Consider the following 17,614-nt stretch of genomic DNA (forward strand, 5'->3'; position numbering starts at 1 on the left):
GAACACATAGAGAGGGCGATGGACGTGAAAGGAATGGGGCTCAGCTTAATGATTGCCCTCGGGTTATGGTGGTGGGATGCACCGATTTGGAGCATCATCGCTTGCGTGGCAGTCGGCCTGCTTTGGCTCATTTGGCGGATGCGTCTCTCGACGATCCACCGCATCGACCGGATGGACGGCCGAGAATTTGAACTATTTTTAGAGGAAGTGTTCACCGCGCTCGGGTATACCGTGACGGTGACCCCGGCGTCACGTGATTTCGGGGCGGATTTGCTCCTTGAAGCAGAAGATGGATGGTCGATCGCGGTCCAAGCGAAACGCTATGAAAAGGCGGTCGGACTCGAAGCCGTCCAGCAAGTCGCGGCGTCTGTTCCATACTATGGCGTGAACGAGGGCTGGGTCGTGACGAACTCATCGTATACCGATAGTGCGTACGAATTGGCGGAACCGAATCAAGTTCGTCTGATTGCAAGAATGGAGCTCGAACAGTTGCTAAAAGAGGCCGGTTTTAAGCGATAAAATCAGGCGTGTTCACAACTTTGACAGAATGGCGGATTGTGTCGAAGAAAAAGGGGTTGTCTTTTTCATCAATCGATGCAATAATCATCTTCGTCATATGAAATATGTAGTCGCTGAAACGAGGAAAGGCGGCTAGCAGTACCAATTTGGGGGTTTCATAGAAAGACCAACCAAACACACACAAATCCAAGGTTGGAACGTATTAGGAGGAAAAGCGGTGCGCAAATTAATTTATGTAAAAGGTTGTGTCTTTACGCAAGGCGAAGCAACCATTTATGACGAGACAAATGATGCGATCGGATCTGTTCACCGCGACGCGGAGGGCAGTGTTCAAGTGCATAACTTGTCAGGCCGTCAAATCGCTCACGGGAAGTACATCCCGAACTGTCAAAAGTGGGTCGTCATGAACCACGACGGGCAGGCGATTGGTCAGTTGAAGGACAAATTCTCGTTATTCGGGAAAAAGTGTGAGTACAACGTCTATGAACGCGGACTCTATACGATTCAATACGATGTCGAGCGCTATAAGTTCAGCGTTCGAGACAAAGCAGGCAAGCTTGTGGCGGAACTCCGCAAACAAGAGGATGACTGCTTCTGCTTGACGAAAGAGGCCGACCAACTCTCGATGTTCGAGTTGTTGTCTGTCCTTAAAACGTTGACAGTAAAATCACGGATGCCCATCGCGGTATCGGTGTGACCAATATGACGAACACCAGTCACGGCGACTGGTGTTTTTTTATGAAAAAAAGCTCCATTCGACGTGGTCAAATGAAGCGGTTCAAATAATGTTTGGCCTCGATCTCGAGGGTCGTCACGCGGTGCGCGTATAAACAGAGTTTAAGGACGTGCAAGATGTTCGGGTGAGTATAGCCCATCTTCTCGATTGAACGCTTCGCACGGGTGTCGAGGAGCTCGATCGGGCTCGTCGACTTGGCGTACTCGGCGTAGAGACGATAAAAGTCGATCGGTGAGATGAGGTCGTCTTCATCACGGTCAGGGTTGTTGAAGATGAGCGCCAGGAGCGAACTCGTCTCTTCTAGCGAGAACAAGTGCTTCAAATCATCGAGTAAATAAATGATGGCCGCTTGTTGGAGCGAGTACTTTTTACCGACCCGGGGCACTCCGATGATTTTCCGGACCTCTCGTTTCGTCCAGTTTTGGATCGTGGTGGCGGATAAGTGTTCCCCCGTCAACGTGTTCGCCAAAGCAACGATTTGATTGATCGACAATCCGTTCTTTTCAATATGAAACAAATGAATTTTGCGAAGTTCTTTCGGGAAATGCTCACGCACGTCCTCTGGGAAGAGAGAGATGGCCCGGTCTACGTCGCCAACCCGCATATAATGAAGGCAATCAGCCAAAGTTTGAATCGAAATTGCGTCGCGCATACAGGCATCCTTTCTATAGCCACCTACGTCCGTTGGCTATACAGTCATTTGACCTCATTCTACCAAATGTTTGAAAAGGAAGCTAGGCTATCGCCTGATTAAGGTATAATGGAAACGTATAAAAAAATGTAGATAAAGGTGGTCCAACGATGAATGAATGGGTCAGTTCCATCCTGTCCATCGTCATTGTCCTGGTGTTTCTCGTCGGTCTTGAACAGATTGGCAAACGCCTCGGCTGGACGGATGAGACAATTCGAAAGAGTGTACATATCGCGGTCGGCCATTGGTCGCTGCTTGCAGTCTGGTTAATGGAGACTTGGTACGTCGCAGCCGTCCCGCTCGTCTTCTTCACGTTTGCGAACGCATTGCTTCTTTATAAGAGTCCGTCACCGGTCCACCAGACGGAGCGCAAATCACTCGGTACCGTCTATTATCCGATCGCCTTGCTCGTCATCCTGTACTTTTTCTTCGAATCGGAGCCGCTCGCTTTTTTGGCCGGATCGCTCGTTTTGGCGTGGGGAGATGGGTTGGCCGCTCTGATTGGACGTAAATATGGTACAGTGACGTACGACTTATACGGACAGAAACGCTCGTTTCAAGGGAGCATGGCCATGTTCCTCAGTTCGTACGCTGTCCTCTTTTTATTGTTTTTGTGGGATGATGTTCCACTTTGGCAAGTGGTAACATATGGATTCATCATTTCCATTATCGCTACGTTGACAGAAGCGATTTCGTATCGGGACTGGGATAATTTCACAATTCCTATCGTGGTGGCAGTAGCTACATCATTATTGCTATAAACTAATTGCTTCATTGTAAAGAAAACGTTGCTTGTCACCCCTGTCAAAGATTTGTATACTGTGTTTCGTACTGAAATCATTCAGTGACGTGTTTGCCTCTCTCTTGACAAACCGAGGCATGCTTAAAATAGAACGTAAAGGATTGAGGCAACGCATGAGCTTTTTAGACCAACTACTTACTATCATTCCGGCCGATCGCGTCAACCAAGACGAACCACTGTCGGCACACACGTATACAAAATTAGGCGGGAAGGCCGATTATTTCGTGGCCCCGCACACGTACGAGGAAGTACAAGCCGTGCTTGAACTTGCTCATCGCGAGAGCGTCCCGTTCATGATTCTCGGGTTTGGATCAAACTTGATTGTCCGTGACGGCGGCCTTCGCGGAATCGTCTTGAACTTGAACGAGTTGAAAACGATTCGTCGCGATGGGAATCAATTGATCGCCCAAGCCGGCGCGGCCATCATCGATGTGTCACGCCAAGCGCTCACCGAGGAACTATCAGGCTTAGAATTCGCCTGTGGCATCCCGGGGACGGTCGGTGGCGCGGTCTACATGAACGCAGGCGCCTACGGTGGAGAGACGAAAGACGTCATCGCGAGCGCGGTCGTCTTGTCACCAGAAGGCGAACTCATGACGCTCACGAAAGAAGAGCTCGACCTCGATTATCGGACGAGCCGAGTTTCTAAAGACGGGCTGATTGTCCTCGAAGCGACGTTCGAACTCGAGCCGCTCGGCTATGAGGCAATCAAAGAAGTGATGGATGACTTGACGCACAAGCGCGAGTCGAAACAACCGCTTGAATACCCATCGTGTGGTAGCGTCTTTAAACGACCGCCTGGTTACTTTGCCGGTAAATTGATTCAAGACTGCGGCCTGCAAGGGAAGCGGATTGGCGGGGCGGAGGTCTCGCTCAAGCACGCCGGATTCATCGTCAATATCGATGAAGCGACGGCGACTGAATATATCTCGCTCATCCGTCACGTCCAAGCGACGGTGAAGGCGAAGTTCGAGATTGAGCTTGAACCAGAAGTCAAAATCATTGGTGAGGATATCGCCGTCGAAAACGCATAAGCACGAAAACGCTCGAACCAACCGGTTCGAGCGTTTTTTGATGATGTGACGACATAAAAACCGACAGAATAGTTCTGTCGGTTTGGTCCTTACGCTTGTAATTGTTTTGTGACCGCTTCAGCAGGCGCCACGAACGTGTAGCCGAGGTCACGCGCGACAGCCTCATACGTGACTGTCCCGTCGATGACGTTCAAGCCTTTGAGTAACGCCGCGTTTTCACGAAGCGCCGGGAAAATCCCTTTTTGAGCGCACTCGACGATATACGGCATCGTCGCGTTCGTCAAACCGAGCGTCGACGTCCGTGGGACAGCACCTGGCATGTTGGCGACGGCATAGTGTTGGACGCCGTAGCGCTCATACGTCGGTGCGTCATGCGTCGTAATATGGTCGATCGTCTCGCAAATCCCGCCTTGGTCGATGGCGACGTCGACGATGACCGACCCCGGTGACATCTGTTGCACCATTTCTTTTGTGACGAGTTTCGGTGCTTTCGCGCCTGGGATGAGGACGGCACCGATGACGAGGTCACTGTCAGCCACTTGTTTGGCGATATTGTAGCTGTTTGAGATGAGCGTATTGATCGTGTTGCCGAATTGGTCGTCGATTTGGCGAAGACGGGCTGGACTGATGTCCATGATTGTGACGTTGGCACCGAGGCCGATGGCGATGCGGGCTGCGTTCATCCCGACGACACCTCCCCCGATGACGGTGACGTTCGCACGTGGTACGCCAGGCAAGCCTGACAAGAGAATCCCTTTTCCACCGTGCGGTTTTTCAAGGATTTGGGCCCCGATTTGAGCGGCCATCCGTCCAGCCACTTCGCTCATCGGTGTGAGGAGCGGCAACGTGCGGTCGATTTCAACCGTCTCGTAAGCGATCGCCGTCACGCCTGAATCGACGAGTGCTTTCGTGAGATCTGGTTCGGCTGCCAAGTGCAAGTAGGTGAAGAGCGTCAAGTCCGGACGGAAATAACGATATTCAGACGGTTGCGGTTCTTTTACTTTCAACGCTAATTCGACGTTTCCCCAAACGTCTGCGGCTGTGTCGACGATTGTCGCCCCTGCATCGACATACTCCATGTTCGTGAAGCCGCTCCCGACACCGGCTTCCGTCTCGACGAGAACCTCGTGTCCAAGCTCAGTTAATACGGCTGCACCCATCGGCGTCAAGGCGACGCGGTTTTCATTGTTTTTGATTTCTTTCAATACCCCGATTTTCATGTAAAGTTCCCCTTTCTCTCTACTGACACAATTTGTTCACACCTCTAGTATAGACCCATCCGAAAACGCTGTCTTTAGCATGGATTCTAAAAATGACAATGCCCACTTTGTGAAAAATCACAAAGCGGGCATCAATCATCTTGTCGGTATTGGCCTGCCTTGATGGCGAGGTAAACAGCGGCTCGTTCGGGCAATGAGACTTGCGTAATATTCGTCAGGTCCTCGATGCGGCGAATCCGATAGAGCACGGTGTTCGGATGGATGTGAAGATGGGCGGCGACGCGTTTGACGTTCCCATCAAAATAGAAATACCACTCGAGCGTCGTGACGAGCTCGGTATGATGGGCGACATCATATGCCTGCAAACGCTCGATGGTCGGATGCGTTTCGAGCCGAAGCCCGATTCGGCGAGCGAGATCTGGGACGAGCTGATAAATCCCGATTTGTTCGAACGTGTGCGTCGCGGCAAGCTCATAGGGGAACTTCCGACGAAGCGAGGTGACCTGTCGTGCTTCTTCCATCGCGGCATACAGCATGTCGCTCTCAAAGAAACGACGGCTGACGCCTAAACGTGGATCGACTTCCGTGAATTTCTCTCGGAGCTGTGTCTCGAAGCGATTGGCCCACTGCAAAAGTGCCGTCTCTTCCTCGGCTAACTCCGATTTCATATAATGCCAGACGAGTAGCTGTTGACCATCGATGGCGTGCAACACGACCTCGATCGCTTGTTGGGTCGCGAGAACATAAAACAATCGCTCCGCCAGCTGTGGGGTGATCGGTTGGCCGCACTCGATGATGGTGAGTCGGCTGGCGACAGCAATCGGGGCGAGTTCGTTCAAACGATCGCGATGAGCGGGCGACAAATTGGGGCTGGCCAACACCTCTAAAAAGAAACGCTCGAGCTCGGCATCGATGCGCCGCTCATGCATGGCGATGGTCATGAGCAATTTTTTAGCGATGCTCGCGCCTTCTTTTAACACAGTGAGCTCTTGTTCCGAGAACGGGGTCGTTCGGGCCAGGCTCCAAATATAACCGAGCACATCGTCCTGTTGTTTGATAACGACAGCGGCACGTTCGCCTAAACCGACAGCCACCCGGGCTGGGATGACGACCGGTTCGTCTCGGTCGATCACTTCTTGCAGGATTCCACTTTCCCATAAGTCCTCGATGACCGCTTCCGGCACACGACGGCCGATGATGGTCGCGATGCGGGCCGGGTCGGTCGAGTCGGGGTGGGTGCTGTAGGCGAGCAACTGGTGGTGGCGATTTTCAATCGTGATTGGGGCCCGAATCGCTTGTCCGATTGCTTCGGCGAGTGTATCGAGCGATTCATAAGATTTCTGCAAAAAAGGCATGTCGATTCCTCCTCTCTCTCACTATACCGTCTCTGTTGTGAAAGTTCACAAAAAGATGGAAGTGTTTTGAGAAGAAGGGGCGACATGCCTCTAAAATTCAGCTTAAATCGGGAAAAACAATCCGATGACGAGACCGAGCAGGGCACCGACGATGACTTGGAACGGGGTGTGACCGACCAACTCATTTAAAATCGGTGTCTCATGTTTGATGCCTTTGAAATAGTCGTTCAACAAACGGGCTTGGAACCCGACCGCTTGCCGGACACCGGTCGCGTCGTACATGACGATCGTCGCGAAAATCAGGGCGAGCGCGAACATGCTGGAGTCGAGCCCTTCGATACGCCCGATCACGGTCGTCAATGCGACGACGGTCGAGGAGTGGGAACTTGGCATCCCACCTGAGGCAAACATGATTTCAAGTTCAAAATCTCGTGTTTTAATGAGTTCGGTTACGAGCTTGGCCGCTTGGGCGATGAACCACGCGAGCAAGGCGGCGAGTAAAGGTTCGTTAAAGAGCAATCGATTCACTTCCTGTCTGACAATGGTATCTACACTATACCCGATTCTTTCAGGCACTAGACGTAAAGTTTTTGTCAAAAAAAGCACCTCGAGCATAGGCTCGAAGTGCTTCTCGGTCGATTTTTGTTACCCGACGACGCCTTCAGTCTCCTGAAGTTTGTCCGCGATATTCTCGATGATATAGCGGTTACGTGGATGCTCCTGGCACTCTTTCGAGCATGAACGCATTTGTTTCGGTTCACACTCTTCACAACAGAAGTGTTGAGCATTACACACCGGGTTGGCACAATTAACGTAACGGACCGTCTTCGTCCCACAGTGCATGCACTCGGAAACAACCGACGGATTGACCGTGTTGACTGGGACGTTGATGCGCTCGTCAAAGACGTAGAGCTCGCCTTCCCAATTTTCGCCTTTCGTGGCGTCGTCTTTGCCGTACATGGCGACGCCGCCTTTTAGGTGGAAAATGTTGTCGTGACCTTGGTCACGCATATATGCGGTAAATTTCTCGCAACGGACGCCTCCGGTACAGTACGTGAGTAAGGTTTTCCCTTCGTAGAGGTCCTTGTTCTCTTCGAGCCAATCTGGCATGTAACGAGAAGCCTCTACGTCGATTTTGATCGCATTTTTAAAGTGACCAAGATCGTACTCGTAGTTGTTACGAACATCGAGGATGACGACATCGTCGCGATTCATCATCTCTTTCCATTCTGCCGGTTCGAGGTACGCACCGTGCTGTTTAGGAACGTCGAACTCACCATCAAAGCGCCACGTCACAAGCTCTTTCTTATGACGGACAAAGATTTTTTTGAACGCATGCTCTTCGACTTCATCGATTTTGAACTCGATATCGCTGAAAAGCGGGTTCGCTTTCAAGTCGTTCATGTATTGCTCGGTCTGTTCCCAAGTCCCAGAGCACGTTCCGTTGATTCCTTCGGAAGAAATCAAGATCCGTCCTTTGATGCCAAGGTCCTTACAATACTTGAGGTGCTCTTGTGTGAGCGTTTCTGGGTCTTCGATGTTGACGTACTTATAGTACAGCAAGACCCGCATTGGTTTTGTTTCCATGTTATTACTCCCCTGTGTTCAGTTTTTTGCAGGAAAACGAACGTTGGGTTGTGTCGTTCGACGAGCGGACTTGCCTGCAACCACAAGTCCATATTATATGATAGATATCACAGCGAAATTTCGCAAATACTTTTTATTTTTTTTACTGGCGTGCAGGGGGATGCGTCTTCCTGAGCGAAATCGGGTAAAAGGTATTAATGAAAGTCGAAGGTGGAAACTGATATGCTCACATCACTCCAACAATGGATTATCCAACTGATTGAATGGCTGCAAGAGCTTCCGGGAGGCCCATGGGCAGGACTAGGGGCGCCGTTCCTTGAGGCGATCTTTCCATTTCTTCCGCTCGTCCTCATCATTTCGGCGAACGCGGCCACGTATGGGTTCTTGCTCGGGACGTTATTGTCTTGGGTCGGTAGTTTACTAGGGACGATTCTTGTCTTTACAGCCGTCCGTTACGTATTCCGTAAACCGATGACACGGTGGCTCGAAAAACATAAACAAGGGGTATATTGGCTGGAACGCATCAACCATATGAGCCCGATCTCGCTTGGGTTTTTATATTCGCTCCCGTTCATCCCGGTCAGTTTGATCACATACTTACTTGCCCTCATTCAAATGCCGCTTCGGACATTCATCATGGCGGCGGGGTTCGGGAAACTGCTTGTCGTCTTGATTTTTTCGGTCATTGGTGACCAGTGGGAAGAGTTTATTCAAAGTCCGTTCCGCTTATCGATGCTTGGACTGTTACTGTTTGTTCTTTGGGCGATCAGCCGTGGCCTCGAGGAATTGCTCAAGCGGCGCGCCTTCAAAAAACGCAACGAACAACTTCAACGTGAACGTGAAACGAAACGTCAAACGACCCTTCGAAGCTAGTGCTTCAAAGGGTCGTTTTGGTCAGGCGCGCTTTTTGAAACGCGGGAAGTTAAAGACGATGGCCAGCCCTCCGCAAATGAAGAGCAGGAATGGATAGAACATATACGGGACGAGCGCTGGTGACGCCGTATTCGTCAATTCGGCGGCGATGAGCAGCTGTGCCCCATAAGGCAACAGGCCTTGGACGCCACACGAGAAGATGTCGAGCACACTCGCTGATTTCTTTCGCTCGATGTCATACGTGTCGGCGATATTGGCGGCGAGCGGACCGGCCACGAGAATCGAGATCGTGTTGTTCGCCGTCGCAACGTTCGTCGCGCTGACGAGCCCGGCGATGCTCCATTCGGCACCGGCACGTTTTTGAATCCGCGACGTGAGCGCGTCACGCAAGTAAGTGAGCCCGCCGTTATGCGAGATGAGTCCGACGAGTCCGCCCATGAGGAGCGTCAAGAGCGAAATCTCGGCCATACCCATCATCCCGTCTGCCATAGCCGTGACGTATGAAGTGACAGCCAAACTCCCATCGATCAAACCGATGATGCCGGTCAAGGCAATCCCGCCAAGCAAAACGAGAATGACGTTCAACCCGGTCAAGGCGAGAGCGATGACGGCGAGGTATGGAATGAGTTTATACCATTCGAACGCGGCTGCATCGACAGTCGATTCTCCACTCGATAACACCGATAAGAGGACGATTGTGATAAGGGCGGCCGGGAGGACAATCCAAAAGTTGGTTCGGAATTTGTCACGCATATTGGTACGCTGGGTCCGGACGGCAGCGATTGTCGTGTCCGAGATGAACGACAAGTTGTCCCCGAACATGGCACCACCGACGACGGCAGCCGCCGCGATGGCGATATTGACGCCACTTTCTTCGTGGATACCGAGCGCGATCGGGGCGAGGGCGGCAATCGTGCCCGTCGACGTTCCCATCGCCATCGAGATGAAAGCCGCGATGACGAATAAACCGCTCAGTAGAAGCGAGGACGGTAAAAATGTCAGCGCCGCATTGACGGTCGCGTCGATTGCGCCGATTGCTTCGGCGACACTCGAGAACGCTCCGGCGAGCAAGAAGATGAAGACCATGATCAAAATGCCGGGGTTCCCCGCACCTTGGGCGACACGCTCGACCGTCTGAGTGACGCTGCCTTTCGTCATCATCGCCGCGACGATGACCGCGATCAACGCCGCGATCAGGACCGGGAATTTATAAAAGTCGTTATAGTAGATGCCTGCCCCGATAAAGAAGACGAGGAAGACGAGCAAAGGCAATAGTGCCCATTTGTTAGCTGTCGGTTGTTCCAATCGATTCACCTCATTCATAAAATAAAAAGAGAGCCTTCTGAAAAAAGGCTCTCTCTACAAGAAAACACTTTTTTCATCTTTCGAGCAGACTGCTCGCTGGATTTGGCACAGGTTACCCGCTGCCGAGACGTCACTGGGCCAGTCCCTCAGTCTCTCTTGATAAAAAAGTTGTGATATTTAATTATAAGACACGTTCCCTAACGTACCTGTTTCAAATCCGCTTGTCAATAGCAAACCCCCACGCGGTGAACGTGGGGGTGAGTCAGGTCGTTAAGAAATTGTAATGGGCGACGCGGTTGCGTCCGGCGTACTTCCCGCCGACGTAGAGGGCCCGGTCAGCGTTACGGATCGTATCGTCGAGGCGTTTGTCACCGAACGCCTGAATCGTGTCGACACCGATCGAAGCGGTGACGGGGATATCGATTCCGTCGACGTGGAACGGTTTGTTCTCGATTTGTTGGCGGATGCGCTCGGCGATCTCGACGGCGGCCTCAACATCACAACGGTTTAAGAGCAAGATGAACTCTTCACCGCCGTAACGGGCGGCAAAATCTTCGGTGCGGAGTGCCTGGCGAATCCGCCGTCCAAACTCTTGGAGCACACTGTCCCCGACTTGATGTCCGTGCAAATCGTTGATTTTTTTGAAAAAGTCGATGTCGAGCATCGCGACCGAAATCGGATACATCGAACCGTCCGAGATTTGTTGAATCCCGTATTCGTAAAACGCGCGTGCATTCGCGAGCAGCGTCAAGCTGTCGGTCCGACTTTCCGTGTAAAGACGGTCGCGCTCATGGCAACGGCTGATCGTCCGGTTGAACGACTTGAGAAGTTTGACGATTTCACGTTGGATGGTCGAGGGATACCCATAGACGTGTTCACCCGTCATGACGAGCCACGTGCGAATCCCTTCGATCTCCTCGGACCGAACCGAGATGAAACTATGATAGTCGTCGTCAAATTCGTTCGACAGTGGTGCGTCCCATTCGAAGCGCATCTCATATTCGACCGAGGCTTCGTTCGGATAAGCGTGATCGAGCAAATCGAACACGATGTGACGGTCAATCGGCTGACGCGTCTTCAAATCAAAGTACAGGGTACGGTCGAACAGTTTAAACTCGACGAACCCTTCGTCATAGTGATTGAGCCGCTCACATTGACTGAGAAACACTTCGATGGCTTGCGCCTCGCTCTGCGATAACGACACGGCTTCTTTTGCCTCATCATACTGTTCAATCAACGATTTAAAGGCGTCTTGCCGGCCTTTTTGGATGATGAGCCGCTTGATGAAGAACGTCAACGCGGCAGCGATGCTGCTGACGACGAGTAAATTCGTCTCCCGGAACAACGAGGCCGCCAAAATGAAGACGAGACTGACGATATACGTATAAAACGCGATGCTCAGAAAATCGCGGACCGGGATGTCGACGCGGAACCACCAACCGACTTGATACTTTTGCACGACCGTGTTCAAGATGATGGCCAGAATCAAACCGGCGAGCGGCAGGAACGAGTCTTGAGAATAGAAGCCGAGACCGGTCACACCACCAAGTGCCAAGTAAACACCGGCTGGGATGGCAATCTCCAAGAAAGACGTGATGGCGTTCCAAGGATACGTGAAGCGGAAGCGTCGAAGCGCGACGCGCGGTTTCAAGTTTACGAACTGGAAGACGAGGAGACCAATCTGATTGACGAAAAGCGCCGTCTCGAAATCAAAAAACAAGAAAATGATGAGGACGATACTTTCCGAAAACGTGAAGTAGACGCCTTTCCGTTCGATGGAGTCCATTTGAAAAATGATGACAAGGAGCGCGATCAAGATGAACGGCAACGGCTCGATGGCGGGTATGTTCAATACGCCTGTGGCGAACAAGGTGATCGTCGATATGAGTAAAACACTCCATATGCTCCAACCAAGGACGGACATCTTGCGAAAATGGTTCATGGTTCCCTCCTATGTGGGAAAATTCGATATGTATGGTAGGAGATTCGGCACAATCATGCCTGAGTCCTGCCTATTCATCATAATGGCGGAATTCTAGCATTGAGTCTATATGAAATATCCTCTATAATGAAATTGCTTTTCAACCACATAGACGAAAGTCGATGAAAAAGAGAGTAACGATCGTTCCGTCAACAAAGCGACCTAGGGATTGGTGAGAGCCTAGGCTGACAAACATCGCGAAACGCACTTTTGAGATGCTGCCCGAACCTTAGTAGGCGTAGCCGGGGGACCCCCGTTATCACCGATAAAGCGGTCTGCGTCAAGCAGGCAAGAAGAGTGGTACCGCGGGCCATCCCGTCTCTTTGCATCTGTGCAAAGGGCGTTTTTTTTTATGAAAATTTTATAAGGAGGAATTGTAATGAGTTATGAACGCAAATATGCGGAAGCCTTGTCCCGTGTCATCGGGGACGAGTTGACGCTCGACCAAATTGAAGCTCTAATTGAAAAACCAAAACATGAGGCACACGGGGACCTTGCTTTCCCTTGTTTCCAACTCGCGAAAGCCTACCGGAAAGCGCCGGTCATGATCGCGACTGATATCGCGAACGATTTGAACGATGAATTGTTCACAAAAGTCGAGGCGGCTGGACCATACGTGAACGTCTTCTTGAGCCGTGACGTCGTGTCACAAGAAATCATCAACATGGTGCTCGACGAAAAAGCGGACTATGCGACGCATGCGACCCGCAACGAGACAATCGTGACCGACTTCTCGTCACCGAACATCGCCAAACCGTTCTCGATGGGACACCTCCGTTCAACTGTAATCGGGAACGCCATTAACCAGATCGCCCGTAAAAACGGCTACGACGTCGTTGGGGTCAACCACCTTGGGGACTGGGGGACACAGTTTGGAAAACTGATGGTCGCCTATAAAAAATGGGGCAACGAGGAAGCGGTACGTGAGCATCCGATTGCCGAATTGTTGAAGCTTTACGTTCACTTCCATGAAGAGGCGAAGACGCAACCGGAACTTGAGGACGAAGGCCGTGCTTGGTTCAAGAAACTTGAAGACGGCAACGAAGAAGCGACTGAGCTATGGACATGGTTCCGTGACGAGTCGCTCAAAGAGTTCCAAAAAGTATACGACTTGCTCGGCGTCGAGTTCGACAGCTTCCACGGGGAGGCGTTCTACAACGACAAGATGGACCGCATCGTCGCCATGCTCGAAGAGAAGAACCTTCTCGTCGAAAGTGAAGGGGCGATGGTCGTCTCACTCGAAGACGAGAACTTGCCGCCATGCTTGATTAAAAAGAAAGATGGCGCGACGCTTTACGCAACACGTGACTTGGCAGCGGCCGTTTATCGTCATGAGACGTATAACTTCGTCCAAGCGAACTACGTCGTCGGCGGCGAACAGGCGCTTCACTTCAAGCAGTTGTTCTCGGTCCTCCGTAAACTCGGCTACGACTTCGTCGATGGCATGCATCACGTGCCGTTCGGTTTGATTTTGCAAGAAGGGAAAAAGATGTCGACACGAAAAGGTCGCATCGTCTTGCTCGAGGAAGTGCTGAAAGAAGCAATCGAGAAAGCTCAAGGCAACATCGCCCAGAAGAACCCAGAACTTGCGAACGCGGACGACGTGGCACGTATGGTCGGTGTCGGCGCGGTCATCTTCCACGACTTGAAGAACGAGCGCATCAACAACATCGAGTTCGACCTCGACAGCATGCTCAAGTTTGAAGGCGAGACAGGCCCGTACGTGCAGTACACGAACGCGCGTGCGAACTCGCTCCTCCGTAAAGGCAACTACGACGGCTCGACATTCACGGGTGCGGATGACGACCACACGTGGGGCGTCGTGACGATGCTAAACGCGTTCCCACACGTGATCACACGTGCCCATGAGCGCCGTGAACCGTCGATCATCAGCCGTTACGTCCTCGACTTGGCGCAATCGTTCAACAAGTATTACGGCCATGTCCGTGTACTCGAAGAAGATGCTGGTAAACAGTCGCGTCTCGCCCTCGTCAAAGCGGTGACGATCGTATTGACAGAAGGACTCCGTCTGATCGGTGTTCAAGCTCCAGAAGAAATGTAAGCACAAATAAGGGACCCTTTTGAGGGGGTCCCTTTTCCTATGCCTTCATTCGTGTGACTGTCCGGGTTTTTGTATCGTACAAACACCATTCCCGGTCGAAGATGACGGCGCCGACGTTGATGACGTACCGTTTTTTCTTCAATGTGAACGGTTTCCCGATTTCCCAGGGAATCGAACGGCCTTTCCGGTAAATCCCCGGGATATGGCTGTGGCCGATAAAGACGAGCGGATACTTGCCTTTCTCGACGATCGGTTCCCAGTCCGGACTCCAGTTCACTTGATGGCCATGCAAGAACAACGCCTCATCGAGCGTCGTCTGTTCCGGTAATAATGAAATCCGCGTCTTAACTGGATGCGACACGACGAGCACCTCGTCAATCCGTTCTTCTTGATTGCCACGCAGACTCGGGAACGTGAGCAGCGCCTCGTAATCCGGATCGTACGTCACGACGTCGGACACTTCGTGGAACCGTTCGTTCCGTCGCTTTTTGCCAATGTGGCATTCATATAAATCGCCGAGGCAGAGGATATGCTCCGTCTCACGCCGGACCGACTCGAGGACGGCCTTCAAATCATCAAACGAACCGTGCGGGTCACTGATGATGGCGAGCTTCATCGGTAGTTCGTAAATTGGGCATCGACAGACAATTCGAGCTCACGGACGAGCTGCATGACGGCTTGGAGGTCATCGCGTGACTTGGCCGTCACACGGATTTGATCGTCTTGGATTTGCGACTTCACTTTCAATTTTGATTCTTTAATGGCGTTGTTGATTTTTTTCGCATCGTCTTTATCGATGCCGCTCTTCAACTTGACGCGCTGACGGACGGTGCCACCGAGGGCGCGCTCGATTTTTTGGTAGTCGAGGTTTTTCGTCGGCACGCCGCGCTTGATCAATTTCGAGATCATGACGTCCTTCAATTGCTCGAGCTTGTAGTCGTCATCCGATACGAGGACGAGGTCGCCGTTGTCGAGTGACATCTCACTCTTCGATCCTTTAAAGTCGTAACGGTTTAAAATTTCTTTCTCGGCGATTTGGATCGCGTTCTTCACTTCTTCCAGGTTCATTTCTGACACAATATCAAAAGAATTGTCTTTTGCCATGTTTCATCCATCCTTTACAAGGGTTTTGTTATAATGATAGCAGATTTGAAGTAGTGAAGGAGTGAAAGAGATGGAACATACTATCGATCAACAGACAAATGTAGATTTAGACCATATGGCGTATCACGGCAAAGACCTCGGGGTGACGTTTAAAGGTGATATCATCCGGTTGCGGGTCTGGTCGCCAGTCGCTGAAGAGATGACCGTAAAACTATACCGGACGCCGCGGGCACGAAAGTTCGAACGGATTGAGCTCGAACGGGCCGAGAAAGGGACGTGGGTCCTTGAACTCGACCGCGCTTCATTCGAAGGATATTTTTACGTGTTTGAAGCTACCGTCGAAGGCAAACGTGTCGAGTCGCTCGATCCGTATGCGAAAGTCGTCGGTGTCAATGGGAAGCGCGGGTGTCTGCTCGACCCGTCAGCGCTCAACCCGGACCATTGGGTCAAAGAACGTCCGCTCTTCCACTCTTCACAAGAGGCGGTCATTTATGAAGCGCATGTCCGTGATTTGACGAGCCATCCCGACAGCGGCGTCATGCATCGTGGCAAATTCCTTGGGATGACCGAGGTCGGCACGAAAACGCCGAACGGCTATCCGACCGCGCTCGACTATATCACCGCGCTCGGCGTCACGCACCTCCAACTCATGCCGTTCTTCGATTACGGTTCGGTGAACGAGTCGCGTGAGAGCGAGGCGAATTATAACTGGGGTTATGACCCGGTCCATTATTTCGCCGTCGAAGGTTCGTACGCCTCGTCTGCCGATGACCCGGCCGCTCGCATCATCGAGTTGAAGGCGATGATCCAGGCACTGCACGACCGTGGGATCCGTGTCATCATGGACGTCGTGTTCAACCATACGTATGACGCATTGACGACACCGCTCGGTCAGTTTGTGCCCGATTACTATTACCGCTTGAACGAGGATGGAACGCTCGCCGACGGCTCGGCGTGTGGGAACGATACGGCTTCAGAGCGCGCGATGATGCGGAAGTTGATCGTCGAATGTGTCTCATACTGGGCGAAAGAGTTCATGATCGATGGCTTCCGCTTCGATTTGATGGGGCTCCATGACGTCAAGACGATGAACCAAGTCCGGAAAGCACTCGATCGCATCGACCCATCGATTCTCGTCACCGGAGAAGGATGGGATCTCGACACGCCGCTCTCGGTCCGCAAGAAAGCGAACCAGCATAACGCCCATAAGATGCCACGTATCGCCCAGTTCAACGACGCGATTCGCGACGGCGTCCGTGGGGACGTGTTCATCGAGGACTTGCCAGGCTGGATCAGCGGCAACGCGGATATGACGGCGGACGTCAAGCGCGGCATTGCCGGCGCGGTGACAAGTCAGAGTTTTGCCGATGAACCGAACCAAGTCGTGAACTACGTTGAGTGTCATGACAACTTGACGCTTTGGGACAAGCTCGCCGTCACGAACCCGGACGATGACGAGACGACACGTCGTCGCCGGCATCGCCTCGCGACAACGATCGTCATGCTCGGTCAAGGCATCCCATTCTTGCATAGCGGTCAAGAGTTCTTCCGAACAAAAGATGGGGACGAGAACAGCTTCAACTCGGGTGAGGTCGTCAACCGTTTGGACTGGACACGGGCCGAGCAGGAGACACCGAGCGTCGAATACGTGAAAGGATTGATCAGTCTGCGGAAACAATATCCGTTGTTCCGTCTCGAGAACACGGAGCAGATTCGCAAACATTTGCGCTTCTTCGATGAAGAAGAAGGGGTGATCGCCTTTGAACTGAGTCGCCACGTCGAAGGGTATGTCGAACGTCATCTCGTCTACCATAACGGGCTCGAGGAAGCGGTCGAGGTGAAGCTGCCGGCCGGTAAGTTCGAGGTCCACGTTGAAGACCATACCGTCAATTTGACAGCGCCGCGCCTCCTTGAAGAACGACACGTCACGGTCGCACCGCTCTCGACGCTCGTCGTGACGGAACGCCGCCCGGATTACAGCAAATATGCGGTCGCCGGCGGGGCTGCCCTTGCGATCCTTGGTCTCTGGTACGTCGCGAAAAAACGCAAGAACAAACAGCAGTAACCAAAAAAAGGAGACGTCATTCCGTCTCCTTTTCCTCGTTCGTTTCAGTTTTGGCTGCCTCCAGTTCCATCATCTTCTTCACGATGATGTGTTTTGGCATATGCATGAGCTCCTCGAGCGGAACGTTCAGCTTTTTAGCAAGCTCGACCGCCGTCTCGGGAGAGAGTTGAAGTGGGCGCATTGAGGTTCCTCCTTTCACATTCAGGGTATGCTAATGCCAGTATACAGGAAAATCAGGCGCATGGAGAATGTGTTCTGTGAACACATTCAAAATCGAAAA

The 17,614-nt window shown here is 52.0% G+C and carries 17 protein-coding genes, 1 riboswitch and 1 other annotated feature; of the genes, 7 read left to right on the forward strand and 10 right to left on the reverse strand.

The features are described from left to right. Positions 1-18 precede the first annotated feature (18 nt). Both AC13H5_RS01615 and AC13H5_RS01620 read left to right on the forward strand, forming a co-directional pair. Positions 19-519, forward strand: coding sequence for a restriction endonuclease (locus AC13H5_RS01615; RefSeq protein WP_233005248.1), 501 nt, complete (start codon positions 19-21; stop codon positions 517-519). Between the two features lie 217 nt (positions 520-736). Further along, entirely contained in the window at positions 737-1,216 is a 480-nt protein-coding gene (locus AC13H5_RS01620) for an LURP-one-related family protein (RefSeq protein ID WP_034780813.1), read from the forward strand. Between the two features lie 67 nt (positions 1,217-1,283). On the opposite strand, the gene AC13H5_RS01625 is transcribed toward AC13H5_RS01620, so the two are convergent. Beyond that, on the reverse strand, positions 1,284-1,907 hold the full coding sequence (locus AC13H5_RS01625) for a DUF1836 domain-containing protein (protein ID WP_034780815.1): 624 nt from the start codon (positions 1,905-1,907) through the stop codon (positions 1,284-1,286). Between the two features lie 149 nt (positions 1,908-2,056). On the opposite strand from AC13H5_RS01625, the gene AC13H5_RS01630 reads away from it, so the two are divergent. Both AC13H5_RS01630 and murB read left to right on the forward strand, forming a co-directional pair. Beyond that, positions 2,057-2,707, forward strand: coding sequence for a diacylglycerol/polyprenol kinase family protein (locus AC13H5_RS01630; RefSeq protein ID WP_034780817.1), 651 nt, complete (start codon positions 2,057-2,059; stop codon positions 2,705-2,707). Positions 2,708-2,861: 154 nt separating this feature from the next. Beyond that, positions 2,862-3,782 (forward strand): UDP-N-acetylmuramate dehydrogenase, encoded by a 921-nt coding sequence (murB, locus tag AC13H5_RS01635; protein ID WP_034780819.1) that lies wholly within the window; start codon positions 2,862-2,864, stop codon positions 3,780-3,782. An 89-nt stretch (positions 3,783-3,871) separates the two neighbouring features. Here the strand turns inward: murB and ald are convergent, their stop codons facing one another. The 4 genes from ald to trhO all read right to left on the reverse strand — a co-directional run bounded on the left by ald (position 3,872) and on the right by trhO (position 7,944). Beyond that, entirely contained in the window at positions 3,872-5,002 is a 1,131-nt protein-coding gene (ald, locus tag AC13H5_RS01640) for an alanine dehydrogenase (protein WP_483546188.1), read from the reverse strand. Between the two features lie 131 nt (positions 5,003-5,133). Beyond that, positions 5,134-6,357 (reverse strand): PucR family transcriptional regulator, encoded by a 1,224-nt coding sequence (locus AC13H5_RS01645; protein WP_483546189.1) that lies wholly within the window; start codon positions 6,355-6,357, stop codon positions 5,134-5,136. 102 nt (positions 6,358-6,459) lie between these two features. Then, entirely contained in the window at positions 6,460-6,885 is a 426-nt protein-coding gene (locus AC13H5_RS01650) for a divergent PAP2 family protein (protein ID WP_131434844.1), read from the reverse strand. Between the two features lie 117 nt (positions 6,886-7,002). Then, a complete protein-coding gene (gene trhO, locus AC13H5_RS01655) occupies positions 7,003-7,944 on the reverse strand; it encodes an oxygen-dependent tRNA uridine(34) hydroxylase TrhO (protein ID WP_034780826.1) in 942 nt (313 codons plus the stop codon). A gap of 222 nt (positions 7,945-8,166) precedes the next feature. Between trhO and AC13H5_RS01660 the strand changes: the two genes are divergently transcribed. Further along, positions 8,167-8,817 carry a TVP38/TMEM64 family protein gene (locus AC13H5_RS01660; RefSeq protein WP_034780827.1) on the forward strand — a complete coding sequence of 217 codons (651 nt, stop codon included), beginning with the start codon at positions 8,167-8,169 and terminating at the stop codon, positions 8,815-8,817. A 21-nt stretch (positions 8,818-8,838) separates the two neighbouring features. Here AC13H5_RS01660 and AC13H5_RS01665 read toward each other — a convergent pair whose 3' ends face one another. Beyond that, positions 8,839-10,140 (reverse strand): Na+/H+ antiporter NhaC family protein, encoded by a 1,302-nt coding sequence (locus AC13H5_RS01665; RefSeq protein WP_214793010.1) that lies wholly within the window; start codon positions 10,138-10,140, stop codon positions 8,839-8,841. A 52-nt stretch (positions 10,141-10,192) separates the two neighbouring features. Continuing rightward, positions 10,193-10,288, reverse strand: a riboswitch (SAM riboswitch). A gap of 96 nt (positions 10,289-10,384) precedes the next feature. Next, entirely contained in the window at positions 10,385-12,064 is a 1,680-nt protein-coding gene (locus AC13H5_RS01670; protein ID WP_483546190.1) for a GGDEF domain-containing protein, read from the reverse strand. 152 nt (positions 12,065-12,216) lie between these two features. Continuing rightward, positions 12,217-12,429, forward strand: a binding site (T-box leader). Between the two features lie 53 nt (positions 12,430-12,482). Here AC13H5_RS01670 and argS point away from each other — a divergent pair. Further along, positions 12,483-14,165: an arginine--tRNA ligase gene (gene argS, locus AC13H5_RS01675; protein WP_034780833.1), complete on the forward strand. Its 1,683-nt coding sequence runs from the start codon at positions 12,483-12,485 to the stop codon at positions 14,163-14,165. A 37-nt stretch (positions 14,166-14,202) separates the two neighbouring features. On the opposite strand, the gene AC13H5_RS01680 is transcribed toward argS, so the two are convergent. Then, positions 14,203-14,781 (reverse strand): metallophosphoesterase family protein, encoded by a 579-nt coding sequence (locus AC13H5_RS01680; protein WP_034780835.1) that lies wholly within the window; start codon positions 14,779-14,781, stop codon positions 14,203-14,205. Continuing rightward, positions 14,778-15,269: a YajQ family cyclic di-GMP-binding protein gene (locus tag AC13H5_RS01685; RefSeq protein WP_034780837.1), complete on the reverse strand. Its 492-nt coding sequence runs from the start codon at positions 15,267-15,269 to the stop codon at positions 14,778-14,780. Before AC13H5_RS01685 ends, AC13H5_RS01680 begins: the two co-directional genes overlap by 4 nt. 70 nt (positions 15,270-15,339) lie before the next feature. Here AC13H5_RS01685 and pulA point away from each other — a divergent pair, with 70 nt between their 5' ends. After that, positions 15,340-17,334: a type I pullulanase gene (gene pulA, locus AC13H5_RS01690; protein ID WP_214788359.1), complete on the forward strand. Its 1,995-nt coding sequence runs from the start codon at positions 15,340-15,342 to the stop codon at positions 17,332-17,334. 16 nt (positions 17,335-17,350) lie between these two features. On the opposite strand, the gene AC13H5_RS01695 is transcribed toward pulA, so the two are convergent. Then, positions 17,351-17,515, reverse strand: a complete 165-nt coding sequence (locus tag AC13H5_RS01695) for a YycC family protein (RefSeq protein ID WP_021068148.1) — start codon at positions 17,513-17,515, stop codon at positions 17,351-17,353. Between the last annotated feature and the right edge of the window lie 99 nt (positions 17,516-17,614).

The organism is Exiguobacterium sp. FD-YE-25-4 (assembly GCF_057004685.1).